The organism is Slackia sp., from assembly GCF_977041755.1.
In genome coordinates this window covers 1-24,484 of sequence record NZ_CDRRGL010000015.1, presented here as the reverse complement: position 1 = coordinate 24,484, position 24,484 = coordinate 1, and the positions used below count along the sequence as shown (strand labels likewise).

Annotated in this window: 21 protein-coding genes; 3 read left to right on the top strand and 18 right to left on the bottom strand. The window is 58.3% G+C overall.

Annotated features, from left to right (window positions below; translation table 11 throughout):
* Positions 1-146: 146 nt before the first annotated feature.
* The 12 genes from ACWI8T_RS02580 to ACWI8T_RS02525 all read right to left on the bottom strand — a co-directional run bounded on the left by ACWI8T_RS02580 (position 147) and on the right by ACWI8T_RS02525 (position 13,854).
* Positions 147-563 (bottom strand): GntR family transcriptional regulator, encoded by a 417-nt coding sequence (locus ACWI8T_RS02580; RefSeq protein ID WP_449137842.1) that lies wholly within the window; start codon positions 561-563, stop codon positions 147-149.
* Complete coding sequence (locus ACWI8T_RS02575; RefSeq protein ID WP_449137841.1) at positions 560-1,528, bottom strand: slipin family protein; 969 nt, start codon at positions 1,526-1,528, stop codon at positions 560-562. Before ACWI8T_RS02575 ends, ACWI8T_RS02580 begins: the two co-directional genes overlap by 4 nt.
* A gap of 42 nt (positions 1,529-1,570) precedes the next feature.
* Complete coding sequence (nrfD, locus tag ACWI8T_RS02570) at positions 1,571-2,485, bottom strand: NrfD/PsrC family molybdoenzyme membrane anchor subunit (protein ID WP_449137840.1); 915 nt, start codon at positions 2,483-2,485, stop codon at positions 1,571-1,573.
* A 144-nt stretch (positions 2,486-2,629) separates the two neighbouring features.
* Complete coding sequence (locus ACWI8T_RS02565; RefSeq protein WP_449137839.1) at positions 2,630-3,619, bottom strand: bile acid:sodium symporter family protein; 990 nt, start codon at positions 3,617-3,619, stop codon at positions 2,630-2,632.
* A 658-nt stretch (positions 3,620-4,277) separates the two neighbouring features.
* Positions 4,278-5,996 (bottom strand): proline--tRNA ligase, encoded by a 1,719-nt coding sequence (locus tag ACWI8T_RS02560; protein WP_449137838.1) that lies wholly within the window; start codon positions 5,994-5,996, stop codon positions 4,278-4,280.
* Positions 5,997-6,167: 171 nt separating this feature from the next.
* Positions 6,168-7,286, bottom strand: a complete 1,119-nt coding sequence (gene ispG / locus ACWI8T_RS02555; RefSeq protein WP_449137837.1) for a flavodoxin-dependent (E)-4-hydroxy-3-methylbut-2-enyl-diphosphate synthase — start codon at positions 7,284-7,286, stop codon at positions 6,168-6,170.
* 160 nt (positions 7,287-7,446) lie between these two features.
* The gene (locus ACWI8T_RS02550) at positions 7,447-8,400 is read right to left on the bottom strand and encodes a slipin family protein (protein WP_449137836.1); all 954 of its coding nucleotides are present in this window, start codon (positions 8,398-8,400) and stop codon (positions 7,447-7,449) included.
* On the bottom strand, positions 8,372-8,815 hold the full coding sequence (locus ACWI8T_RS02545; RefSeq protein ID WP_449137835.1) for a GntR family transcriptional regulator: 444 nt from the start codon (positions 8,813-8,815) through the stop codon (positions 8,372-8,374). The genes ACWI8T_RS02550 and ACWI8T_RS02545 overlap by 29 nt, the downstream gene beginning before the upstream one ends.
* Before the next feature lie 54 nt (positions 8,816-8,869).
* Complete coding sequence (nrfD, locus tag ACWI8T_RS02540; protein ID WP_449137834.1) at positions 8,870-9,748, bottom strand: NrfD/PsrC family molybdoenzyme membrane anchor subunit; 879 nt, start codon at positions 9,746-9,748, stop codon at positions 8,870-8,872.
* A 69-nt stretch (positions 9,749-9,817) separates the two neighbouring features.
* Positions 9,818-10,513 carry a TorD/DmsD family molecular chaperone gene (locus ACWI8T_RS02535; protein WP_449137833.1) on the bottom strand — a complete coding sequence of 232 codons (696 nt, stop codon included), beginning with the start codon at positions 10,511-10,513 and terminating at the stop codon, positions 9,818-9,820.
* 59 nt (positions 10,514-10,572) lie between these two features.
* Positions 10,573-11,208: a DMSO/selenate family reductase complex B subunit gene (locus ACWI8T_RS02530; protein WP_449137832.1), complete on the bottom strand. Its 636-nt coding sequence runs from the start codon at positions 11,206-11,208 to the stop codon at positions 10,573-10,575.
* 15 nt (positions 11,209-11,223) lie between these two features.
* Positions 11,224-13,854 carry a molybdopterin-dependent oxidoreductase gene (locus tag ACWI8T_RS02525; RefSeq protein ID WP_449137831.1) on the bottom strand — a complete coding sequence of 877 codons (2,631 nt, stop codon included), beginning with the start codon at positions 13,852-13,854 and terminating at the stop codon, positions 11,224-11,226.
* Positions 13,855-14,109: 255 nt separating this feature from the next.
* Between ACWI8T_RS02525 and ACWI8T_RS02520 the strand changes: the two genes are divergently transcribed.
* Positions 14,110-14,808, top strand: a complete 699-nt coding sequence (locus ACWI8T_RS02520; protein WP_449137830.1) for a ferric reductase-like transmembrane domain-containing protein — start codon at positions 14,110-14,112, stop codon at positions 14,806-14,808.
* Between the two features lie 295 nt (positions 14,809-15,103).
* Positions 15,104-16,039, top strand: coding sequence for an FAD:protein FMN transferase (locus ACWI8T_RS02515; protein WP_449137829.1), 936 nt, complete (start codon positions 15,104-15,106; stop codon positions 16,037-16,039).
* 129 nt (positions 16,040-16,168) lie between these two features.
* Here ACWI8T_RS02515 and ACWI8T_RS02510 read toward each other — a convergent pair whose 3' ends face one another.
* From ACWI8T_RS02510 to pyrH, 6 genes are all read right to left on the bottom strand, one after another.
* On the bottom strand, positions 16,169-17,242 hold the full coding sequence (locus tag ACWI8T_RS02510) for a site-2 protease family protein (RefSeq protein WP_449137828.1): 1,074 nt from the start codon (positions 17,240-17,242) through the stop codon (positions 16,169-16,171).
* Between the two features lie 1,058 nt (positions 17,243-18,300).
* Positions 18,301-19,560, bottom strand: coding sequence for a 1-deoxy-D-xylulose-5-phosphate reductoisomerase (gene dxr / locus ACWI8T_RS02505; RefSeq protein ID WP_449137827.1), 1,260 nt, complete (start codon positions 19,558-19,560; stop codon positions 18,301-18,303).
* Positions 19,561-19,739: 179 nt separating this feature from the next.
* Positions 19,740-20,636, bottom strand: coding sequence for a phosphatidate cytidylyltransferase (locus ACWI8T_RS02500; protein WP_449137843.1), 897 nt, complete (start codon positions 20,634-20,636; stop codon positions 19,740-19,742).
* Between the two features lie 249 nt (positions 20,637-20,885).
* Positions 20,886-21,665 carry an isoprenyl transferase gene (locus ACWI8T_RS02495; protein WP_449137826.1) on the bottom strand — a complete coding sequence of 260 codons (780 nt, stop codon included), beginning with the start codon at positions 21,663-21,665 and terminating at the stop codon, positions 20,886-20,888.
* Positions 21,666-22,025: 360 nt separating this feature from the next.
* Positions 22,026-22,583, bottom strand: a complete 558-nt coding sequence (gene frr, locus ACWI8T_RS02490; RefSeq protein ID WP_288484867.1) for a ribosome recycling factor — start codon at positions 22,581-22,583, stop codon at positions 22,026-22,028.
* Positions 22,584-22,639: 56 nt separating this feature from the next.
* Positions 22,640-23,377 carry a UMP kinase gene (pyrH, locus tag ACWI8T_RS02485; protein ID WP_287538674.1) on the bottom strand — a complete coding sequence of 246 codons (738 nt, stop codon included), beginning with the start codon at positions 23,375-23,377 and terminating at the stop codon, positions 22,640-22,642.
* A 426-nt stretch (positions 23,378-23,803) separates the two neighbouring features.
* On the opposite strand from pyrH, the gene ACWI8T_RS02480 reads away from it, so the two are divergent.
* Positions 23,804-24,484, top strand: a 681-nt coding sequence (locus ACWI8T_RS02480) for a mechanosensitive ion channel family protein (protein ID WP_449137825.1), incomplete at its 3' end; no start/stop codon positions are given.

Genomic DNA, 24,484 nt, shown 5'->3' with positions numbered 1-24,484 from the left:
CTATTGTACGCTACGATGTACCGAGCTCATGGTGAAAAAAGAAACGCCACCGTCGTTAGACGATAGCGTTTTCTCATAGCCAACGGCGTTGCCCGAGCTACCAGACGCGAGCTGCCGTCGAGCGGCATTATAGCATGCAAACCTTTCTACCGTCCATCGCGACGTCGTGCGAGGCGCTCTTCCACGAGCGCCTCGATGTCTTCGTCGGTAAGGCCCGCCTCCACGCAACCGCGAATCATGTCGTCCACCAGCAGCTCGACCGGCGTATCGTAGGCGCGCGCCGCACCAATTTCTTTCTGCTCCAACACAAACGTACCCTTGCCGCGTCGCGTAGAGATGTAGCCTTCACGCTCCAAATCCATATACGCGCGGTTGATGGTGTTATAGCTGCTATCCAAGTCGACGGCCAGCGCGCGCACCGTGGGCAGTTTGTCACCCGGCAGGTATTTTCCCGAGCCAATAAGGTACGCGATGCGGTTTTTCACCTGAATCCACACGGGCAAGCCGCTGGAGTGGTCGACCCGAAACCCCGCCATCGGATTGCTTGCCTGCGTTTCGCTCATCGCTGTCCTTCTTTGTCAATCGCGTCGGCCAGGCTATCGGAAAGGGCACTCGGCACCGTGACCACCGTGCCCTTCGACGATTTCACCGTTTCGTATTGCTGCAGCATGGTGCGCAGGCGCAGCGCCGCCGACGGATCGCCGTACACGGCCGCCGCCTCGGCCAGCATGTCGGCCATATCGGCTTCGGCCGACGCCACTGTCATGCGCGCGTTTTTCTCGCGGTCGGCCTGGGCCTCGAGCGACATCACGTGCTGCAGGTCATCGGGGATTACGATATCGCGCACCTTCACCGAGATAACGCCGATGCCCCAAGCCGCAGCTTCCTTCTCGATGTCCTCCTTAATTTCTTGGTCGAGCTGGTCGCGGCGCAGCGCCACCTCGGCGACCGTCGAGCGGCCCACCGCCTCGCGCATGGCTGTTTGCGCGAGGAACGACACCGCCGCGTAGTAGTCCTCGACCTCAATGCACGCCTTTTCGGCATCCCATACCATCCAAAACAGCACGGCGTCGACCGTCACGGGCACCAAGTCGGCCGTGAGCGTTTTCTCGGCATAAAACGGCGTGGCAATGGTGCGTTGGTCAACACGAATAGTGCCATGCTCCAGAATGGGGATGGTGAAATAGAGCCCCGGGCCAGCCACGCGCGCGAGCTTGCCCACGCGCAGCACGACGACCCGCTCCCACGACAACGCGATATGCACCGACGAAATGGCGAGTAGGGCCAGCACGAGCGCGGCCGACAGCTCGACGACGCCAACCGCGCCCGACAGCGCGCGGCCTGCGAGCACCGCGGCGCCGAACACGAGGATGAACACGGTGACGTTGAACACCGTGGCGCCGTTGCGCGACGACTTGCGCGGCACGAACGAGGTTGCCGCACGAATTTCGGCTTCTTTGTCGCACACGTCATAGGGGGCGTCGATAAACACCCGCGGGTCGGCCTTTTTCTTTTTAGTCGGCAGCATATGCGTTCCCCTTCTCCATACGCGGCGGACGCCGCGCGTTTTCTACATAAGCACGAGCGACATCGCCAGCGACGCCGCCTGCGTAACGTCGAACGCAGAAATATCGACGATGAGCGAGCGCAGCGCCAAACCACCAACGAACACGCACAACGCCACCCATAAAAGCTGCGTGCGGCTGTTACCGTACGTGATGAAGCGCTCCATCACGTACGGTAACACAAGCCCCGCAACAACGAGCGCGAGCCAGAACTTCCAGCGCAGCGAGCCTGCCACCAGCGCGCATGCCGCGTCATGAGAGCCAGGCGACAGCATGAGCCACACAACGTACGCCGCAAGGCACACAGCCTCGAGCACGACGATCGCCGAGTCGGCGCAGGCGAGCGCGTAAATCGGCGAGACGAGCGGCACGCGGCTTTCCACGAACGCAAGCGAGCTCAAGCACAGCGCGATGCCGCACGACGCCCCCGAAAGCGAGAACAAGGCGACAAGCAACGGCGTTTGCCATGCGAGCACGGCTGCGGCCCCATTCAATAAAACGCCCGTATACGCGATGACGACCACGCCGGCAATCGCGCCCACGACGCCGCCCGCAAGCGCGATTCGCTCACGCAGCCGGCCGCAATCGAGCAGGCTCGCGGCCGCAAAAACCACCGCGAGCACAAGCGCCGCCGCAAGCGACCACGCCCCCACCGTTATCGTCGATGGCGCGGGCGACACGAACAGCGCGAGCGCGCGGTCGGCGCGACCAAGGTCGGCCACCAGGCACGCAATCGCAAGCCCGAGCACCACAACGCACGCCGCCCATGCGCGCGCGAAGAACTCGCGCGGCAGATACAGCCGCCGCGAGGCGATACGCGGAGCATTTGCCAGCTCCAAGCACGAAATCGAGAGCAGCGCACCGCCGCCCATTCCACCGAGGAACAGGTAGTACACAATAAGCGGACCGAATATGTCCATGCGCACCTCTTTCCCTCACTTTATCGCAATGTCGCAATACGCTGCGTCAAGTATAGCAAGACGCGTCGCTTCCGCGCGCAAAAATGGCCAGCCCATAAGAGCTGGCCATTGCGGCATATATGAGATGCGATTGGCTCGCGAGGCTTACGCGTTCGCGGCAGCCTTGGAGTTGGCAGCGGCCGGGGCGGCCTCCTTCTTCTCGGCGCTACGAGCAAGGATGTTCGCGTACACAGCGCCCGAGATGTTGTGCCACACGCTGAACACGGTACCGGGCACGGCGGCGAGCGGCATGGTGGCGAAGTGCGTCAGAGCCAGCGAAGTTGCCAGACCAGAGTTCTGCATGCCAACCTCGATGGAAAGCGTGCGCATCTGCGCCTTGCTCAGGCCAAGCACGCGGCCTACGCCATAGCCGAAGGCATAGCCGAGCACATTGTGCAGCATGACGACGGCGATAACGAGCAGGCCGCTCGTCATGAGCTTAGCGGCATTCGCAGAAACAACGGCCATAATGATCAGCGAGATGGCGATAACCGAAATAAGCGGAAGAACCTTGCCGAACACCACGGAGACCTTTGGGGCAACGGCGTTGATGATGAAGCCAAGCACGATAGGAACGAGTACGACCTGAACGATCGACATAAGCATGCTCACATAGCTCACGTCAATGGACTGGCCGGCGAGCAGCAGCACGAGAGCCGGGGTCACAACAGGCGCCATAATGGTGGTGCATGCCGTCATGCCAACGGAAAGCGCCACATCGCCCTTGGACAGGTACGTCATCACGTTGGAAGACGTACCGCCCGGGCAGCAGCCAACGAGAATGACGCCAACGGCGAGCTCGGTGGGCAGCTGGAAAATGGTCACGAGCAGAAACGCGAGCAGCGGCATGATGATGAACTGGGAGCAGATGCCGACGATAACGGCCTTGGGCTTGGTGAAAACGACTTTGAAGTCGGAAAGCTTGAGCGTCATGCCCATGCCGAACATCACGATGCCGAGGAGCGTATTAACCCAGCTCGTGGGTAGTACGGAATGAACGGGGCCTGGAATGATCAGGGCAATAATCGCTACCGCCAAAGCGATGATTGCCATGTACTTCCCTGCGAAATCACTTACTTTCTCAAGCGTTTTCATTTTCGACTTCCTTTCCGAAACGCTTCGCCGCGCAGCGCATTCCCAGCAGGGGTGAAACGCTCGGGTCGTGGCGGAAAGGTCGATCGTAGTGCGAATTACCAGTGCTCGGCAATGCACGCTTGCGGCGTACATGCCCTATGCATGTGATGGGTTAGTATAACTATCGCACACTAAAGCGCAAGAGCATTTTCCAGCATTTTAGAAAAAAGCTTTGATAATCAAAGAAACCCAGGTGAAACGTCCAAGAAATATGGCGTAAATGAGACAGTCATATGAAGGGGCCTGCATAATGCGGAAACGGACGAGCAAACCGCAAGCAAAAAGACCGCGCGGGACCACGCCGAGCATGAAAGTCCACGCACTGGCCACGCCAAACATGGAAAGCTCAGCGCACGAAGTGATGTCAGGCCCATCTAAAGCGCGATGCCCGCCCAAAAAAAAAGCCGGCTCACAGCGACGCCAAAACGAGGGGCTATGCGATAAAGCATCGAACCATCGAACGGCAGAGGCCGCCCTGCCACAACGCCCACAAGCTGGCTCTGCCGCCCCCCAAGCCAAACGGCAGTCCGGTTCGCAACCATCACCCTAAACCAAAAAGCCGGCTTGCGGCGCTTTGCCACAAGCCGGCTTTTTTGCATATCAAGCAAATTGGAACGCACTAGGCGTTCAGCGCAGCCTCCACGGCCTCGAGCACGCCGTCGATGGCGACCGACTGCTTCTCGCCGGTGGCGCGTGGCTTCACTTCCACAGAGCCCTCTTTCAGGCCGCGCTTGCCCACGACAACCTGCACAGGCCAGCCGATAAGGTCGGCGTCGGCGAACTTGACGCCCGCGCGCTCGTCGCGGTCGTCAAGCACCACTTCCCAACCGGCGCAAGCGAGCTCGTCGGCGATTTTTGCGGCCGCCTCGGTCACCTCGTCGGGCTTGCCGGAAAGCGGAATCACGCACACATGCGCCGGAGCGATGCCCACGGGCCACACAATGCCGTTCTCGTCGTGGCTCTGCTCAACGGCGGCCGCCATGCAGCGCGACACGCCCACGCCATAGCAGCCCATGACGAACGGCTTCTCGACGCCGTCTTCGTCCATGAACGTAACGCCCATGGCCTCGGAATACTTCGTGCCGAGCTTGAAAATCTGACCGGCTTCGATGCCGCGTGCGATGGAAAGGGGCTTGCCGCACTTCGGGCAGGCGTCGCCTTCCTTCACCATGCACAGGTGCTCCCAAGCATCCACCGTAAAGTCTTCGCCCTGCTTGGCGCCCGCAAAGTGGAAGCCGTCGACATTTGCGCCCACGAGCCAGCGCTCGATGCTGCGCAAGCTTTCGTCGGCGGCGATTTTTACGCCCTCGGGCAGGCCGACCGGGCCCATGGAGCCCTTCACGAGGCCCGCGTCCTTCATTTCAGCGTCGGAAAGCGACGTGAACTCGCCGAGCAGGTGCTCGACGGCCACCTCGTTCACCTCATAGTCGCCGGGGACGAACAGCACCCACAGCGTGCCGTCGGCGGCTTTGCAGGAAAGCGCCTTCACGCAGGCGTTTTCGGTGGTACCCAAAAACGCAGCGAGCTCTTCGATGGTGTGCACGCCCGGAGTCTCGAGCTTCGTAAGCGCGTCGGCCGCGTACGCCACGGGATGCGGCGTCGCCTGGGCGGCTTCGGTGTCGGCCGCATAACCGCAGGTGCAGCTTGCGATTTCAGCCTCGCCCGCGTCGGCGAGCACCATGTATTCCTCGGAAGCGTTGCCGCCGATTTGACCCGAGTCGGCCACGACCACGCGGTAATCGAAGCCCATGCGGTCGAACATGTTGATGTAGGCGTCGCGCATGCGGGCGTAGCTTGCGTCCAAGCCCGCCTCGTCGGCATCGAAGCTGTAGGCGTCCTTCATGATGAACTCGCGGCCACGCATGAGCGCGAAGCGCGGGCGACGCTCGTCGCGGAACTTCACCTGGATTTGGTAGAGGTTCTTCGGCAGGTCTTTATAGCTGCGGAGCTCATTGTTCACGAGGTCAGTCACGATTTCCTCGTGCGTGGGGCCAAGGCAGAATTCGTTGTCGTGTCGGTCGGTCACGCGCAGAAGCTCGGGGCCGTAGACGTCCCAGCGGCCCGAACGATGCCACAGCTCGGCGGGCTGCACGAACGGCATAAGAATTTCCTGGCCACCGTGGGAGTCCATTTCCTCGCGCACGATCGTCTCGATTTTGCTGATGACGCGCATGCCGAGCGGCAGGAAGGTGTACAGGCCGGCGGCTTCCTTGCGAATCATGCCCGCACGAACGAGCAGCTTCGCCGATTCGATATCGGCGTCGGAGGGGTCTTCCTTCAACGTGGGAGCGTAGATGTCGCTCATGCGCAAAACGGGTTGTTTGCGAATGTTTGCCATGGATGGTTCCTTTTCTATGTTGGTTCCAATGCGGAAATTGAACGCGTGGTTACGGTTTCGATGGAGCGTGCCCCGCGCGGTTGCGGCGCGGAAAGCGATGCGGTCGAGCCGGTGCCGCAACGCCGCGGGCGATGTTGCGAAAGGCGACGCATCGAGCACCGGCGCAAGCGATTAGACCAGCTTTTCGAGCTCTTCCATCAGCGCGTCTACGATATCGGCCTCGTGCACTTTACGCAAGACCTCGCCGCGTTTGAACACGACGCCCGAGCCCGCGCCGCACGCCACGCCAAGGTCGGCATCGGCGGCTTCGCCCGGACCGTTCACGACGCAGCCCATAACGGCGACTTTCACCGGCTCGACGCGGTTCGCGAGACGCTCGTCGACCTTCTTCGCGAGGTCGATGAGGTTCACCTGGCAGCGGCCGCACGTAGGGCAGCTGATGATTTCGGGGCCGCGGCGGCGCAAATCGAGCGCGGCGAGCAACATCCAGCACGCGCGCACTTCTTCGGTAGGCTCGTCGGTGAGCGAAATGCGCATGGTGTCGCCGATGCCTTCGTTCAGAAGAATACCCAGGCCGCAAGCCGATTTAATGACGCCCTGCATGAGCGTGCCAGCCTCGGTGATGCCGATATGCAGCGGAACCTGCGGAATTTCCTGCGCGAGCGCGCGGTAGGTGGCGATGGTCGCCTGCACGTCGTGCGCCTTGGCCGAAACCACGACGTCGCCGAAGTCGCGCTGCTCGAAGTGGCGCACGTATTCGACGGCCGATGCGGCAAGCTTCTCGGGGAGCGTGAGGTCGGCGCGAGCCTTCAGCGCGTCGTCGAGCGAGCCAGCGTTCACGCCGACGCGAATGGGAATGTGCGCGGCGCGGGCGGCTTCGATGACTTCGTCGGTCTTTTCCCAGCCGCCAATATTACCCGGGTTAATGCGCAGCTTCGCCGCGCCACGACGGGCCGCCTCGATAGCGATGCCCGCGTCGAAATGCACATCGGCGACCACCGGCAAGGGACTTTTCGCGCACACCTCGGCGAATTGGTCCAGGTAGGCGCGACGAGGAATGGCCATGCGCACCACTTCGCAGCCAGCCGCCTCAAGCGCGCGGATTTGACGTAAGTTCGCCTCCACGTCATCGGCGGGAGCGTTGAGCATCGACTGCACAACGCAGGGCGCGCCGCCACCCATGGGCACCCCGCCCACGCTCACGCGACGCGTGCGCTGATTCGGGCGCAGCGGGCTGGCGACGCTCGACGATGCGGCGGCAGCAGACATATTCGTTTCGCAAGCTTGCATATTCCCCCTTTTGGTCGGGCATAACTGTTTAATTCTACGCCCAAAAGAGCCCAGCGGGAACCAACAAAGCCCAACAGCGCAGTTTCGCCATGCGAGAGAGGATACCGTTCCGTTCGCCACGACGAATCCACCAAGAGCGGCAAACTTGCCCAATGCCACCCTATCCCCTTCGGGTAGCGTCCACCATCTTCTCGAGCGCGGAATCGGAGAAGCCGTCGCTGTATGCACTCGGAATGACGACCGTGCCGCCCGAGCTCTTTACGCTTTCGTAGAGAAGATGCATGGTGCGCAAACGCAACGCAATATCATTTTCCTTGTATTGATCCGCCGCTTCAACAAGCATGGAGGAGATATCCTTTTCGACCTCGGCGAGCACCATTCGAGCATTTTTTTCACGCTCCGCTTGGGCTTCGGCGCTCATTGCCTCCTGCAAGCTTTCGGGAATCACAATGTCACGAATCTCAACCGATAGAATCGTAATACCCCACTGGCTCGTTTTTTCCTCGATGACTTCCTGCAACTCCTCATCAAGCTGATTGCGTCGCACAGCAACCTCGGAAGCGCTCGCTCGACCAATGGCGTCGCGCAACGCCGTCTGGGCAACGAGCGATACGGAATTGTAATAATTCTCCACCTCGAGCGCGGCCTTCTCAGCATCCCAAACCATCCAGAACAAAACCGCGTCGACGTTAATCGGAACCAAGTCGCTCGTTAACGTGGCCTCAGCGCCAAAGCCCGTGAGCATAACGCGCTGGTCGGCAACGAGCGCAACTTGCTCAAAAATCGGAATGGTAAAGTAAACGCCCGGTCCCTTCGTGCGACTGTATTTTCCCAATCGCAGCACAACAACCTTTTCCCACTGAAGGGCAATGTGAATTGACATGCTTGCAAGCACCGCAGCAAGAAGAGAGCCACCGAGCGTCCATACGCTTGCATCCCCAAAGACTAAGCGACACGTACCAAACACAATGAGAAATGTCGCCGAAAAAACGAATGCAGAAAACAGCACTGAACCGTTTTGCGATGTCTTGCGATCGGTCCGTGAATTATATTTTTCGATAGAAGTCGCTTTTTGAACGCGACGTTCACGCCTTGGGGCCTTTTCCTCTTTCATTCAGATTCCTTTTCTCGGAAAGAATCGCCTGAGATTCCAGCTGAATCGCATGTGCCACATCGAGCATACGCAGACGCACCTCGTCGAGCGACATACCCATCGCCATGCATCGACGAATGGCATCGTCCAAAACCGTATCAACCGCAGACAGCATGTCTTCGCACGATTCGCGTGCTATTTCTTTGACGAAAACGCCGCGACCACGCACGCTCACTACATACCCCGAGTGCTCGAGGTCGACATAAGCCTTGCTAACCGTATTGTAATTAATCGACAAATCCGCCGCGAGGCTACGCACGCTCGGCAGCTGCTCGCCTGGCTCGTAGTGGCCGGTTTTAATGAGGTAGACGAATCGATTGCGCAGCTGGACCCACACCGGCAAACCCGACGTTTCATCAAGCTTGAAATCTTGCATGCGCACCCCATCAGTCCTATTGGCCAACACCATGATTGTAGCGAAAAAGTTCCGCTAATGTAGGCCAGCGCTCACAAGGCATAAGCGCAAAGCAAGGCCGCCAAAAACGCACAGAACGTCAGAGGCGGGAAATGCAGCAGATTGACGAAGCGACGCGGGGGCAACTTCTCGGATGAGGGGAATAGCCAAACCGCACATCACCACCCCGCCAAGAAACCATACCTCCAAATCGCCCGAAAACAGCAGCATGCACGAATCGGCTGCCCTCCCGCCACGGCTCATCGCGCCCGCCAGAAAAGACGCAAGAAGACACGCCTCGATCGCCAGGGCGATAATATGCCCCCAACGCAATGCCGCATTTGCATCTTCGAGCATCCAGGCGTCACGCAAGAGCGAACCTGCAAACGCGCAGCCCGAAAAACCCATCGACAACGCCGAAGCAACGAAAAGGGCGACTATAAGGGGACTCGTCCAGAATGCGACAGCCTGCGTCGACATGAGATATACGCCGGTATAGGCCATAACGGCAATGGAAAGCAGGCTGCACACGACCTCGCCGATCCTATGCGTGGCGATTGGAATCCGCATGCGGCCGGCAATATAGTTCGCAAAAACGAGGAATCCCGAGCATACGATAAGCGCAGTAAGGAACATCGTTCCGTATGCGAGCACCGATACCGATGACGGACGCATAAACAGCATTACGAAACGTTCCGGCCTGCCCAAATCGAGAAGCAAGCAGAGCGCGCCGCACAAGACGATGACGAACCCCCACAGGAAACACCGATTCCGCCATTCGTCAAACGCCGCTTCCTCGATTTCGTTACGATCAAGGGCGCAATGAAACACGAGGCTCGAGAACGCGGAGATAAGCAGCAAGCCCGAGCCAAAGCCGCCCAGGAATAAATACACTATGACAAAAGCGCTGAACATACCCTCCCCCTTGCAACGCATTGCCCTGCACGCATCGTCGCAAAAGGAGCAGCCAATCGCAAGTACGAATCAATCCACGCGATAGGCAAATGTGCCATCCAATTCGTTGAACGCAATGCCGAAACGTGCAGCAAGCGACCGTTCAAGCCCAAACACCAAATCTCCCACGCCTCGATAGTACTCGGTTTTGGCGTGCTCGCTCACCAAAAAGCGCCACGCGGAAACCCAGGGAAGCATATGCTGCACTAGGAATTGCTCAAGCGCCGTCGCAGCAGCACCCGTAGACGCTGCATCATTTTCCTGAATTCCACGCACCTGTTCTCGCATGAGATGCGCGCAAAATGCCAGCATGATGCCAAGTGCATCATCGGGCTCCTTGCCAGAGCGTTCGAATTCCAAGCCCCATCGTGCATACTCGCGATGCGCAGCAATAGTCGAGCGGCCAAACATCGTGGAATTGGGTTCGGTGTAGACCGATTCCACGATTGGCGCTTCCGGCGCACCCGCCCCCGCGAAAAGCCGCAGCCAATCGCGAGCCGCCTCGTTTGCCGCAATGCAGGGGTCTTGGACATTTGAACACCACGACGAAAGCAGCTCGAGGCCGCCTCGAACCGCAGCGTCATCCCCGCCAAAAGGAGATTCCGAAAACGCATCGGCTTGCACGCATTGGGCAATCCACGCTTCATCGGGCTCGCACTGCACAAGACGCGCGGCCAAATCGAAAGCAACGCTCGCCGCTGCGAGCTCCTCACTGTTCATCCCCATTCGGAATCCCTCCAAACAACAAAGGGAGGAGCATGCGCCCCTCCCCTGAATTGACGCCACTAGAGCTCTTCGTCCAAGTTTACAACGGAGCCCGTGCCTTCTCCCGATTTCTGGGCATTGGGATGCGGATTGACAATAAAGTTCGCGCCCGTGCTGTTTTTCGGCAGGGGCTCGATTTCGACGTTGCCCTCGCCGTATTTGGCAATGAGCTCGTCTTTTTCACCCCAATCGAGAGCGCGCATCGGGCAAGCCGTGACGCAAATTGGCTTGCCGCCCGCAGCGATTTCCGCCGCGCACATGTCGCACTTGTTCACCAAGCCCGTTTCTTCAACGAACGTAGGGACGCCATACGGGCATGCCGTGATGCACGTTTTGCAGCCAATGCACGTCTCTTGGTCAATCGCGACAATGCCCGTTTCCTCGTCTTTGGAAATTGCGCCTGTCGGACAATTTCCCAAACAAGCAGGAGCATCGCAATGGTTGCACGCCATCGAAACCTTATATCCAAACACTCCGTTCGGAACGTAGCTTCCCGCTTCGTTTTTCTCCCATGTGCCGCCTTGGTACTCAAACACTCGACGATACAGATTGTTCACGCCAAGCTTGTAGGTTTCTTTGCAGGCAACCTGGCAGGTTTTGCAACCCGTGCATTTGGAAGAATCGAAATAGAACGCATACTGAACCGTTTTTGCCATGACAATCGCCCCTTTCTATTCTTCCTCGATACCGACAGGCATCACGATCGGGCATTCCTTATCGGGAACGAGCTTGATATCGCCCGTGTATTTCTCAACTTGCACAATTGTGCCCGTCCAAGACTGGGATGCTTGGCCAGAGGCCTTCGGCGCCTGCAAAACATTCGGGTCGCCGCCTAGGTCGATGCCCGTAGCTTCATCGATGCGAATCCACGCACCATCCTGCATAGCAACAGACCCCGGAATGATAGTCGGCAGAACCTTTGCCGGGCGAAGGACCTTGCCGTAGGGACTGCTCATAAGAACGATATCGCCGTTCTTGATGCCACGCTCTTCCGCGTCGATGGTCGATATGAAGCACTCCTGAGGGAATGCTTCGCGCAGGCTAACGACATTGTCGTTTACCGTGTGGGCGCGGCGCAGCGAATGAGGAGTCCAGAGCAGCAGCGGATATTCGTCGGTCTGAGCACCTTGCCCCTGTTCGGGATCACCCTGCTGCCATTTCGCGATAGGCGAAATGGTGGAATAGCCCAAAGCGTTGGTCAATGCGGCGCACGTCGCGCTATAAATCTCGAATTTGCCAGAAGTCGTTGCCAGAGGATTCTTTTCCGGGTCAGCATAGAATGCTTTCCAGGGAACGCTGGTAAGGCTGTCGTCTTTCTTGCGGGGAATCTTGAACATACCCTTTTCTTTGAATTCGGCAACCGTCATAAGGCCCTCTTGCGGTGCACCCTCAACACCAAGCTCGTCGATATCGTCCTGTGTGATGGTGAGCAGCGGCGCATATGCCATGGTGTCCGCATCGGTCATGTACATAGCACCGGCGAGAGACGAATACGTACGCTCGGCGTCGGTCATGGTGTTGACGGTCTTCGGATCGACATCGAGGCGCTTCGCGAGCTCCTCAGCGATGTAACCCTCGGGCTTCGACTCGTACAAGGGTTCCATAATCTGATCGGCCCAGTACACGGTGTCGGAATTGTTCATCCATGCGAGGTTGCCCTTTTCCCACCACGTCACAACAGGCAAAACTATGTCGCAATACTGGCGAGACGGGTCAAAGAACGGGTTTGCACCCCACACGAAATCGACCTTACGGAACGCCTTAATTCCAGCGTTCACGTTCGGAAGAGAATTGAGCGAGTTCTCGTAGCCGCCAGCATAGATGACATGAATGTCGAGCTTATGCTTGCCGCCAGGCCACGTATCGCGACCATATTCGCCGTCGAGGATAGACTGCCAACACTCGGAATAGTCGACCTTTTCCCATGCGGTGGGGTCTTCCATCTCGCTCCACAATGGAACCGAGCTCAACGATTTCGGAGTAAGAGGGTTTGCGGGGTTCTTCTTGAAGGCATCAGAAGAGTCGCCCGCCATGCAATAAGGCGCAAGAGACATGCCTTCGTGCAAACCAACCCATGACGCATAGTTGCCTGGCGTGCCCATGCCGCCGTGCATAAACGCCAGCGTGTAGAAGGCCTGGGCAAACATTTCGCCTGCAGGAATTTTCGTAGTGGATTGTCCTGCGAAGAAATTCGTCTTCTTGGATGCGTGAATCTCCTCAGCCAGGCTGCGAATCTTGTCGGCGGGTACGCCACAAATTGCTTCCGCCCACTCGGGAGTCTTCGGGGTGCCGTCATAGGTGCCCAGAACGTAATCTTTGAAATTGTCTTCAGCGGGAGCGCCCTCAGGCATATGGTCGGCATCGAAGCCAACGCAATACTTGTCGAGGAAGTCCTGGTCATATAGTCCGTTTTCGATTTGGTGATACATCATGCCGATACAGAAGGCGGTATCGGTTCCGGGACGAATGGGAATCCATTCGTCGGCCAAAGCCTGCGCCGTCTGATTGAGCCAAGGCTCAATAATGACGACTTTCCCACCCGCCTGGCGTGCGGCATCGAGCTGATGAGGCGTCTGACCGCCCTTATTGGCAGCCCAATTGCAGCCGAACATGATATGCAGATCACTATCCTGCAGGGATAACGAATCAGGGGCGGCAAGCATTCCGCCGGTCATCGTCATTTCAGGAATTGGCCACGAACCCAAAGAGACGGTTCCAAGCTCATGGTGCACAGCGCCGCCCTTGGCGTTAAGCAGGCAAATCACCGGATCGAAATATGTGTCTCCGATGTCGCTATATGCCGCAGCAAGAATGGACTTCGGCCCATAATTGTCATAGGCTTTCTTCATTTCGGCAGCGATATAATCGAGCGCTTCATCCCAGCTGATGCGCTCCCACTCATCCTTGCCGCGCAGCTCCCCGTTCGGATTATCGGGGCTCCAGTTTTTGCGCTTCATGGGATATTTAACACGAGCCGGAGAGAGCATGTTGCCGATTTGCGCACGTCCGCGTGGACATGCTCGACGCTGAGGAACCTCAATCGAGTCCTCGTCTTGCTCATCGGTGCGAATCTTCAACGGCACGCCATCTTCAACGTACACCCTCAAAAGACAACGCGACGAACCGCAGCTGCAGTTGTTCATGCATGCGCCCGTAAGCCACATTCCCTTTTCGCCCGACGCTTCCTGCCCTGCTCCCTGCCCACCACCAGATGAACAGCTCGTCAAGCCAACAAGCGATGCCGCCCCTGCCGACAGAGCGCTCCACTTAACGAAATTACGGCGAGTCAACGATGTATCCACGTTTCCCCCTTCAATCGTCTCCCCCCCAGACGATTCAGCCTCCCGGCCCATCGCCCGAGACTCAGTTTAAGTATCCTAACTGTCTTATTTTTTTAGGACACTTAATTAAGTTTCAGGCTATCCATATACTCTTCATATGTCAATGTCAATGATTATCCTACTTATAGTATAATATAATTCAAGACAGACTATTTCCTTAACCGTGTCATATGATAGAGTGACAGTTATCATAGAAGCTACAGTAAGGGGGATGCCGTGAGATTCATCCTAGCGTTCGCTGTTTCGCTTTTTGTTGCTCTCATCTGTACAGACCAATTGAAAAAAACACCAACCGTTTTTTATTCGCTTTCAATCGCGGCCGTTGCGGTCTATGCTTACGGTATCTCACAGGGTCCAGCTGTCGGCTTCTGGGGCTTTTTCATCCCATTCATGCAACGCTGCACGCTCGCAATGGCATTCTTTGCCATCGTAATGTTCGTCGGCGTTTTCGACGAGAATTCCCTTGTTCGCAAAAAGTTGCTGCCTGTTCGTCGCCAGCTTTCAATTTGCGGCTGCCTTCTTTGTCTGGCCCATGTTTTCTATTACGCGAAAACCTATCTTGTTCAGCTCGGAAGCTCTCCGCAATTGCACTTTTCCGGCACTTCGGGAAACTTAATTCTTTCTCTCACTATTTCCGTAATCCTCGTTCTTCTGCTTGCCATCCTCGGCATCACGTCCTGCACCTTCGTGAAAGCGAAAATGAGGGCTTCCTCGTGGAAGAATATCCAGCGGCTGTCGTACGCATTCTTCACGCTCATCATTGTGCACTTGGGAATAATCCTCGTGCCGCCTGCACTTTCGGGCAATACACCGGCCATCGAAAGCGTCGTTGTGTGGGGACTCGTGTTCGCCTTATATGCGGTGCTAAAAATCAAAAGAGAGATCAAACTGCACCGAGCGACAGATATGGCATAGCCTACGAGGGAAGCTTGTCCATTCCGCAACACCGCGCCCTATCGGCAAAACATCTTCATCGTGCCAGCCGAATGCCGCACCTAACGAGCATGAAATTCCAGCGCATTAAAGCATATCGGGTGACAAGCGCAGCATAATTCATAGGCAAGTTGATCAATTCCATTTGCGGCCATCCATCTTGTCATCCATTTTTCGCAAATGCCCGCCGCACGCGCGTGCTGTGTGGGTATAGTGGATTGCGTGCGAATCACAGCGCGAAAAGAGCTCGCGCCCACAAACAGGAAGGAACATGCCCATGCAAACCGAAGAATTCTTCCTGTTCGATACGGTGAACACCATCACGGCGCCCGCGCTCGACCCCGACACTATGACGGCCGTGAAGGACGCATGCTTTCGCTACGAAAAGCTGTTCTCACGCTTCGATGAGCAATCGCAACTCTTCCGCATCAACAACGCCCATGGCGCACCGGTCGATGTCGACTCCGAATTGGCCCAGTTCATCAAAACGTCGCTCGCCTACTGCGAAGCATCAAACGGCCTGTTCGATATCACGATGGGGTCGGTCACGCGCCTGTGGAATTTCAAGAATGGCACCATTCCCGCCAAGGACGACGTGCACTCCGCCCTTGAGCACGTAAACTGGAGAGGCGTGCACGTCACCGACTCAACTGTGCAACTCGATGACCCCGATGCATGCCTCGAGCTCGGCGGCATCGCGAAGGGATACATCGCCGATGGCGTGCTCGACGTGCTTGCGCGCCACGGCGTCGAACACGCCATCGTGAACCTGGGCGGCAACGTGGCCGTCATGGGCGGACGCCCCGACGGCACGCCATGGCAGGTGGGCCTGCGCCAGCCGATCGCCTCGCACGGCATTCCCGTGACGGCAACGTTCGCGGCGGTGGGCGTGGCATCGGGTTCAGTAGTCACGAGCGGCGTGTACGAACGCGCGTTCACAAGCGGCGGCAAGGCGTACCACCACATTATCGACCCCCGCACGGGGTTCCCCGCTGAAAGCGACGTGGTAAGCGCCACAGTCGTCTCGCACACGTCGCTCGAAGGCGACGGCTATTCAACTTCGCTCATTTTGTTGGGCGTCGAGGGCGCGTTGCAATTCGCCGCACAGCACCCCGAAATCGACATCGTGCTCGTCGATACACAGGGCCGCGTATTCGCCACGCCAGGCATAGGCAATCGCGTTCCGTTCCGCCTGTTCAACAGCGAGAAATAACGGTTTCGCACAATAAGAAACAACGGACCCGCACAAACGCGAGTCCGTTATTTCGCTTCTTTATTCGGGCCGGAAATGCGCACTTCGAATTCGGCCGTCCTGCCGATTCCCAAAGATAATTCGGTCGCCCTACCAATTCCCAAAGATAAACCGCTGAATGTCTTGGTTGAGCATGAGTATGAAGAATCCTATGAACAGCGCCATGCCCGTCATGGTCATGATATTCATGGCTTTATACCCCACCTGGCGCTTCGTGAGCTTCTGGAAAATCTCGATCACGAAACGGCCGCCATCGAGCGGCGGAATGGGCAGCAAATTCATGATGCCGAGCGACACCGAAATCATCGACATGAAGAACAGGAACTCCAACGGGCCCGCATCGGCATATTGCTTCGAAAGTACCGCCATGCCCATGACGCTCGTCGAATTCGACACGGTATCAGCCGCGGTTTGCGGGTTGAACAGCCCCGCCACAGCAACTGCCACCATGCCGATGTAGTTGAACCCGGCGCTTATGGCGGTTCCCACGTCGACATTCACATGACGCACCACTTCGCCCGCCTCGTTCACCATATCGATGCCAAACACCGAATAGATGAGCACAAACGCCGCAATCGCGAACAGCAGATTCATGAAAATGCCCGCAAGCAGAATGATGCAGCGCTTCCAGAACGGCTGCGCGCGGTAGGTTTGCGCGCGTTCGGCCAGGTAGAGCTCATGCGCGTCATCGAACAGGCGGGGCGAGCCCTCGACCAGGTCGATTCCTTTGCGCTTATCCTTGAGGGCGCGCGTGCGGAACACGTTGTGCTCGTCGGTTTTCTTCGGACCAACGAGGCAGCCCCATTCCTCAAGCACGTAGAGCGCCTCAATCACCTCGTCGAGCGTGATGCCCATTTTCTCAGCGACATCGTCGGCGTACACCGTGCCGTTAGCGTAGGCGAATGCGAGCGCGTCTTCGAGATGCGGGTCTTCGGGGCCCGGCTCCATGCCGCACACCTTCGCATAGCCGCCAAGGGGAACCGCCGTGACGCCGAACTTCGTGCCACGCCAGGTGAAACCGATGTTCGGACCCGGCAAGCCCAGCATGAATTCGGTCACGCGCACGCCGAAAGCGCGCGCCGCGAGGAAGTGGCCGCCTTCGTGAATGAAGACGAGCACCGAAAGCACTATGACGATGTAGAGAACCATCAAGACGACGTCCATGTATGGCCTTTCATTCGGCCGAATATTCCGTATGCGATTATGCCAAGTTCAGACGCGTGCGAGCAATGTGTTGCCACGCTGTCGCGAAACGAACAGAAGAACGCCAGGCACGGCGGCACGGCGGCACGGCGGCACGGCGGCACGGCGGCACGGCGGCACGGCGGCACGGCGGCACGGCGGCACGGCGGCACGGCGGCACGGCGGCATGGCGGCATGGCGGCACGGATTCTAAAGTAAACCTCATATTTGGTCGCTTTTCTCAAGAAAATGGCAGAGATTTTCGGTTGTGAACGATGGTTTTGCGAACGTGAGCGAAAGCGGAAAATTTGACCTGGAGTTATGTCGCCCGAATCGGTCGATTCGGTAAAAATGAAGCCCAATAACCGTTCACAACCGCAAATCTCTGCCAAATTTCCGCGTTTGGGGACACGATTTTCCGAAAGACAGAGCCCAACACGGAAAGACATGCAAGCCGCAAAAAGGTCAGAGCCCACCCCGGAAAAACATGCGCGTCGCAGAAGGGCCAGGAGGCCACACGACAAGATTGCGCATCACGGAAACGCCCGCGCCTTAATCCCAGAAGGCGCGCGAGCTTCCGAAAAGCCTGATTGAGCTCAAAAGATAGATTCGCTCCGAAAAGGGCGCTGTACATTCGAGGAAACACGCGATTAAAAACGATGCACCACTCATCACGCAAACGAGGAAATGGTGGCGGCTGACACCGATGCCCCTATAAGACACATTTTGTGTTCCACAAGCTCGACCTTAGGATAATCGGCCCGGATGACCGTTCCATAAAAAATTGGACGCCAGCCTGCGCCAGCGTCCAAAATCAAATATTGCGCCCTCCGAGCCTCCGATATCCGCATCTCGAATAACACCTGCCTTCGATAAAGAAGGCCCAGCGGCGTTGCCCCGAAGAAATTCGAGGCGCCATGGCAAGCTACCCGAGCCTTAATCGCTTTACGGCAGGCAGCCACCACCCAAATTTCGATGGAGAAATCGGATCAAGCGCTGTTGCAACTCGGGGCCCTTTCGCCCCTCGCAGCCAGCCAGCCCTATTTCGCCCTTGCGGCAAGCCATGCAGCAGAAGCCTCGCGCGCCCAAGCGTCGATCTCGGCGAGCTGGTCAAGGCTTTCAACCTTCTGCAGGCCACCGCCCCGCCCCGCCTCGTGCGCCTCCATCATGGCACCGACGCAACCGTCGATATCCAGATAGCCGCACGCGTCGCGCAAAAACGCCGCCACAGCAACCTCATTCGCGGCGTTCATGACGCATGGCAGCGTGCCACCCGTATCGCCTGCATATTTGGCCAGCTTAAAGCAACGGAACGTGTCCTCGTCGACCGGATAGAACTCGAGCTTGCCGAGCTGCGTGAAATCGAGCGGCTCCACCGGAGCGTCCCATCGGTCGGGGTAACTCAGCGCGAACTGAATGGGAATGCGCATGTCGGTGGTGCCCAAATGGGCCTTCACGCTGCCGTCGGAATACTCCACCATGGAATGAATGGCGCTCTGCGGCTGCACGACAACCTTAATGCGGTCGTACGGCATGTCGAACAGATGATGCGCCTCGATCACCTCGAGGCCTTTGTTCATGAGCGTCGAAGAGTCAATCGTGATTTTCGCGCCCATGTTCCACGTGGGATGTTTGAGCGCCTGAGCGGCCGTCATGCCGCGCAGCTCGTCACGCGTGCGACCGCGGAACGGACCGCCGCTCGCGGTGACCCACAAGCACGACACCTCTTCAGCACGCTCGCCGAGCAAACATTGATAGATTGCACCATGCTCGGAATCGATGGGCATAAGAGCACCCGCCGGACCCGTCGCGGGGGCCACGCCTGCCGCGCGGCGAGCCGCATCGACATTGGCCGCCATAGGCATAATAAGGTCGCCGCCCACGACCAGGCTTTCCTTGTTCGCAAGCGCAAGCACCTTGCCAGCGGCAAGCGTCTCATAGCTCGCGCGCAGGCCCGCAGCGCCCACCAGGGCATTCACCACGACGTCGGCCTCTTCGATGCTCGCGAGTGCGGCAACGGCCTCGGGGCCGAAACCGACCTCCACGCCCCCGTGCGCATTCGCGAGGCGCGCGTCATGCGCAAGCTCCGCATTGCCGAACGCGATATTGCGCACGCGGAACTCATGAGCCTGAGCGAGCACGGTATCGACGCTGGAGTTGGCCGCGAGGGCGACCACTTCCAGCTTGTCGGGGTGGCGACGGGCCACATCGAGCGTTTGCGTGCCGATAGAGCCCGTCGATCCCAAAACAACAATCTTGCGAGGCATGCCGCCTTCATTTGCATGAGCCGTATAGGCCATTTCAAACCACCCCTTATCAGAAGCGAAAGCGAGCCACTTTCGCGCCAAAAACCAACGAGCAGAGCTCCAAAGAACCCGATTCGGATGCAGCGGAAAACCCGCCCGGCCCAACGCGCGCTGCCGAAAGCGGCCCTCAACAAATAACGCCGCTCAAAGAACGGCGCAATTATCCAACATTCCTATCCGAACACATACGGCACGCAGCCGCCGCCGATAAGCATCACGGCCGCAGCAACCGACGCCATGAACAGTGAGTCGCAACGGTCGAGCAAGCCGCCGTGACCAGGCATAATGGTACCCGAATCTTTCACGCCCGAATTGCGTTTGATGCGACTTTCGGCCAAATCGCCCAGCACGCCAGAAAGACCGCAAATCAAGCCAAACACGAGCGCCTGGGGAATCGCCATATTCACACCGGGAATCAGCGTGATGAGGCACCAAATGACCATGGAACCCACCAGGCCGCCAATGAAGCCCTCCCAGCTCTTCTTCGGCGAAATGCGCGGCGCGAGCTTATGCTTGCCGAATTTGCTTCCCACCAAATATGCGAACGAGTCGTTCGCCCACACGCTGCAGAAAATGCCGCACACGAGCACGCCGCCCCAAATGCCAGGCAGCGACATGCGCACCAAAATAAGGCTCGAAAGCAGCAGGCCCGTGTATGCCGCGCCGAAAAACGACACGCCCACGTCGCCCACGCGCGCACGCATGAAGAAGACATACCACACAAGCAACGCCACAAGCAGCGCGCCCGTCACCAGAAGCGAGCCGGAAAGCCCCAGCTTCCACATGCTGATGGGGTACGCCACCGCAGCCAGCGTGCCAAGCAGCTCGTTGGGCAGCTTCGCGTCGCTACGCAGCATGAAGAACAGCTCGCCCGCACAAATGCCCGCGAGCACGCACAGCATAATGACGCACGTCAGATTGCTCACAAGCGCAAGCGTCACCGAAAGCACCACGTACACGGCGCCCGTGCGGAATCGCACCTGTAAGTCGGTCGGATGCTTGAACTTATCAGGCGTTTTGCCGTATGCGAACGCCTTCGCAGCATCTTTTTTCGCTACGGCAGTTTGCATGACGTGCTCGTACGTGGACTGGGCTTTTTCGAAATTGGTGGCCTCATGGTCGCGCGACTGAGCCGCCGTGTCGTGCCCTTCCGTCTGAGCCCCAAAATCGCAGTTGCGAGACTCGACCGCGGCATCGCGATTCTCCGCCCCAATCACATGCTCGCACGAAACATCGGCAGGCTGAACGCTGACGACGCCTTCGCGCGCCGGCTGCCCCGAAAGCTCATCCTCGAGTTTTTCGCTATCGGCTGGCATGGCTTACACCGCCCCAAACCTTCGGTTGCGCTCTTGGAAACTCAGAAGCGCACGCAAAAATTCATAGCGATTGAAATCGGGCCACAAGGTATCGGTCACGTAAAACTCCGAATACGCCACCTGCCACAGCAGGAAATTCGACAGGCGCATCTCGCCCGACGTGCGAATTACCAAATCAGGATCGGGGCAATCGGCGGTATAAAGACCGCGCTCGAATTCCTCTTCAGTCAGCTCACGCGGAGCGTCGCCGGCCATCGCGCGCGCAACGGCAACATCGATGCAGCGTTGCGTGGCGCGCAGCATTTCCTGACGCGAGCCGTAATTCACGGCCACGAGAAGCGTCATGCCCGTGTTGTTGCGCGTTTTCTCCCACGCTTCGGCAAACGCGTCGCGCGTCTCCTGCGGCAACATGGAGACGTCGCCGATTGTGCGCACACGCACGTTTTCGGCATGCAGGCCGTCAACCTCGGCGAGCATGGTTTTGGCGAACAGGTCCATCAAACCCACGACTTCTTCTTCGGGACGTTTCCAGTTTTCCGTCGAGAAAGAATAAATCGTAAGGAAGCGAACGCCCGCGTCGCTCGCCGCGCGAATGAGTTCGCGAACCGCCGCAATGCCAGCCTTGTGGCCTTTCAGGCGATTGAGCGCGCGCTTTTTCGCCCAGCGGCCATTGCCGTCCATGATGACGGCGACATGCTGCGGCACGGCGTCTTCGCGCAAGGCGTGTGCATCGAGCCCGGCGGGCGGGTTCGGGAACATTTCATCTATAGGTTTATGGAACATGTCAGCTCCTTCGAAATAGGCCCCACTAGGGTACTCCAACGGCCAGAAGCCACCAACCCGGGCCCCTGGCCGTTAAAATTTCGAAAGAAAAGAAGCTCGTCGATGCGGCAAGCAGCAAGAGCCACTCATACCGCAACCGAAAGCGCCGCAGCGAGCATGGACTCTGGCGAGTACGATTCGGGCGATCCGATATGCCTAAATGGCATATCGGATTCCAAACTACGCGCCCGAGCGGGCGCGCCAAGCTCAGCTTGGCCCACGCGTACTTTGGAACGCGAGCCGCAGCTTGAACCCGAAGCGTGCCGTCAGAGCCCAGCGCAGCGTCGAGCCATTGGGCCGTTCGGAAGAACGGCCCAACTCCTAGATTTCCATGACGTCTGCTTCTTTTTTCTTCAGCATAGCATCGACTTCGGCGATGTATTTGTCGGTGAGCTTCTGCACCTGCTCTTCGGCACGACGAGCCTCGTCCTCGGGCAGCTCGGCGTCTTTCTTGGCGCGCTCAATCTTGGTGTTGGCATCGCGGCGCTGGTTGCGCACGGCAACGCGAGCTTCCTCGGCATAGCTGCGGCACTGCTTCACCATTTCCTTGCGGCGCTCCTCGGTAAGCGCGGGGAACGGCAGGCGAATGACAGAGCCATCGTTAGAGGGCGTAATGCCCAAGTCGCTCGCCAGAATGGCGGCCTCGATGCCGCGCAGCACCGACTTGTCCCACGGCTCAACGACGAGCATATGGGCATCGGGAGACTTCACCGCGGCCATCTGATTGATGGGGGTAGGAACGCCGTAATAGTCAACGCGAATCTTGTCGAGCACCATGGGGTTCGCGCGACCCGTGCGCACGTTCACGAACGCCTCATTCAGGTTGGACAAGGCCTTCTCCATGCCGGCTTTCGCCGCATCCATGATTTCAGCAGTCATATTCTTGCCTTTCTCGTTTGCGGCGCGCTGGCGCCGTCGCATTTGCCTTCGAAGGTTTAATACACCAGGGTGCCGACAGGCTCGCCCTTCAGAATGCGGCTGATGTTGCCCGGCGCGGTCATATCGAATACGAGCAGCGGCATTTCGTTGTCTTTGCACAGCGAAATGGCGGCCGCGTCCATGACCTGCAGCTCCTTGGTAAGCACCTCGAGGTAGCTGATCTTGTCGAACTTCACGGCGTCGGGGTTCTTCGCCGGGTCGCTGTCGTAGATGCCGTCGACCTTGGTGGCCTTCATCATGCAGTCGGCGTTGATTTCGCACGCACGAAGAGCCGCCGTGGTATCGGTCGTGAAGTACGGGTTGCCCGTGCCTGCGGCGAAAATGACGACGCGGCCCTTTTCCATATGGCGAATAGCACGCAGGCGAATGTAGGTTTCAGCGACCTGGTGCATTTCGATGGCTGACTGCACACGGGAGGAAACGCCGTGGCGCTCAAGGCCGTCCTGCAAAGCGAGCGCGTTCATGACCGTGGCGAGCATGCCGATGTAGTCGGCCTGCGCGCGATCCATGCCGTTGGCGCTGCCGGCGACACCGCGGAAGATGTTGCCGCCGCCCACCGTGATGGCCACCTGCACGCCGTCATCAACAATGTGCTTGATTTGCTCGGCCAAGTCGTCGATGACCTTCGGATCGATGCCATAGCCGTTATCGCCCATGAGCGCCTCGCCCGAAAGCTTCAGCAAAACGCGGTGGTACTTATATCCCTCGGCGGGCTTGGTAGCTTCTTCTGGCATGAGTGCCCCTTTCAAAAATCGCAGTTATCGTCATTGTACTGTAACGAAAGCAAAGCACGAACGAGCGCGGACGTTTTCCGAAAAATCCCGCAATGAAGCATTCGGGCGCACGAACACCGCAAGGGCACTCAGGGCCTCCAATGCAACGCTTGCGTCAAACGCCAGTCCAAACATCGCCTGCATAGAAAGAATCGCGCATTGGCCAGTTGCGGATTGACGGGCGATGCGGCGCATTCCGATAAGCTCATGCGGTAGCACGACACCTGAGCACGCCACCGCCGGGCACGTCTCGAAAACGCCCAAACCGCGCGTTCCTGAAAGTCACGCGAACATTGTGCGCATACCGTAACGATGCGCCACCGAGCGCGAATGCGATGCGACAATATCCGCCGAACGAACGCATTGCGTCGGCACTAGGAGGCTCACGTGGGTATTGAAGATTCAGTTTTGTCGTTCATCGCATCGGACGCGATGCGCAACCTTATTTGGGCGGTTATTTTAGCGTGCGCCACCGCTGTGGCATCGAAAGTGGTAAAACGCGCACTGCATGCGCTGCTCGACCACCCGGAAAACCCGCTGCCGGCATCAAGCCTCATCATCAACATCGGCCGCGGCGTGGTATGGGTGATCGGCGGATCGATTATTTTGCAATCGTGCTTCGGCATTAACCCAAATGCGCTGGTCACAGCCCTGGGCGTTGGCGGCGTTGCGCTTTCGCTCGGCCTGCAGGACACGCTGTCAAACCTTATCGGCGGCATTCAGATGACGCTCATGGGCGTCGTGCGCCCGGGCGACAACATCGAAATCGGCTCGGAAACGGGCGTTGTGACCGACGTGGGACTGCGCCATACCACCATCATCACGAAGCTCGGCGAAACCGTGATCGTCCCCAATTCGGTCATTTCGAAAACGTCGCTCGTACAGCTTCCGCCAGCGGAGCAATTCAAGGTGCCGTTCTGCGCGACGGGCGACGCGAGCAAACTCGATGAAATTGCGGCAGAAATCGCCGAACGCGCGAAGGCCGCAGCGGAAAGCGTCTCACCCGTGACGCAGGACCCGAAGGTGTTCTTCTCGGAAATCACGGAATACGGCTTCCGCGGCTCCATC

Bases quoted from the DNA above. Each gene is read 5' to 3' on its own strand.
- ACWI8T_RS02580 (WP_449137842.1), bottom strand. From the start codon at position 563: ATGAGCGAAACGCAGGCAAGCAATCCGATGGCGGGGTTTCGGGTCGAC.
- ACWI8T_RS02575 (WP_449137841.1), bottom strand. From the start codon at position 1,528: ATGCTGCCGACTAAAAAGAAAAAGGCCGACCCGCGGGTGTTTATCGAC.
- nrfD (WP_449137840.1), bottom strand. From the start codon at position 2,485: ATGGACATATTCGGTCCGCTTATTGTGTACTACCTGTTCCTCGGTGGA.
- ACWI8T_RS02565 (WP_449137839.1), bottom strand. From the start codon at position 3,619: ATGAAAACGCTTGAGAAAGTAAGTGATTTCGCAGGGAAGTACATGGCA.
- ACWI8T_RS02560 (WP_449137838.1), bottom strand. From the start codon at position 5,996: ATGGCAAACATTCGCAAACAACCCGTTTTGCGCATGAGCGACATCTAC.
- ispG (WP_449137837.1), bottom strand. From the start codon at position 7,286: ATGCAAGCTTGCGAAACGAATATGTCTGCTGCCGCCGCATCGTCGAGC.
- ACWI8T_RS02550 (WP_449137836.1), bottom strand. From the start codon at position 8,400: ATGAAAGAGGAAAAGGCCCCAAGGCGTGAACGTCGCGTTCAAAAAGCG.
- ACWI8T_RS02545 (WP_449137835.1), bottom strand. From the start codon at position 8,815: ATGCAAGATTTCAAGCTTGATGAAACGTCGGGTTTGCCGGTGTGGGTC.
- nrfD (WP_449137834.1), bottom strand. From the start codon at position 9,748: ATGTTCAGCGCTTTTGTCATAGTGTATTTATTCCTGGGCGGCTTTGGC.
- ACWI8T_RS02535 (WP_449137833.1), bottom strand. From the start codon at position 10,513: ATGGGGATGAACAGTGAGGAGCTCGCAGCGGCGAGCGTTGCTTTCGAT.
- ACWI8T_RS02530 (WP_449137832.1), bottom strand. From the start codon at position 11,208: ATGGCAAAAACGGTTCAGTATGCGTTCTATTTCGATTCTTCCAAATGC.
- ACWI8T_RS02515 (WP_449137829.1), top strand. From the start codon at position 15,104: ATGCAAACCGAAGAATTCTTCCTGTTCGATACGGTGAACACCATCACG.
- ACWI8T_RS02510 (WP_449137828.1), bottom strand. From the start codon at position 17,242: ATGGACGTCGTCTTGATGGTTCTCTACATCGTCATAGTGCTTTCGGTG.
- dxr (WP_449137827.1), bottom strand. From the start codon at position 19,560: ATGGCCTATACGGCTCATGCAAATGAAGGCGGCATGCCTCGCAAGATT.
- ACWI8T_RS02500 (WP_449137843.1), bottom strand. From the start codon at position 20,636: ATGCAAACTGCCGTAGCGAAAAAAGATGCTGCGAAGGCGTTCGCATAC.
- ACWI8T_RS02495 (WP_449137826.1), bottom strand. From the start codon at position 21,665: ATGTTCCATAAACCTATAGATGAAATGTTCCCGAACCCGCCCGCCGGG.
- frr (WP_288484867.1), bottom strand. From the start codon at position 22,583: ATGACTGCTGAAATCATGGATGCGGCGAAAGCCGGCATGGAGAAGGCC.
- pyrH (WP_287538674.1), bottom strand. From the start codon at position 23,377: ATGCCAGAAGAAGCTACCAAGCCCGCCGAGGGATATAAGTACCACCGC.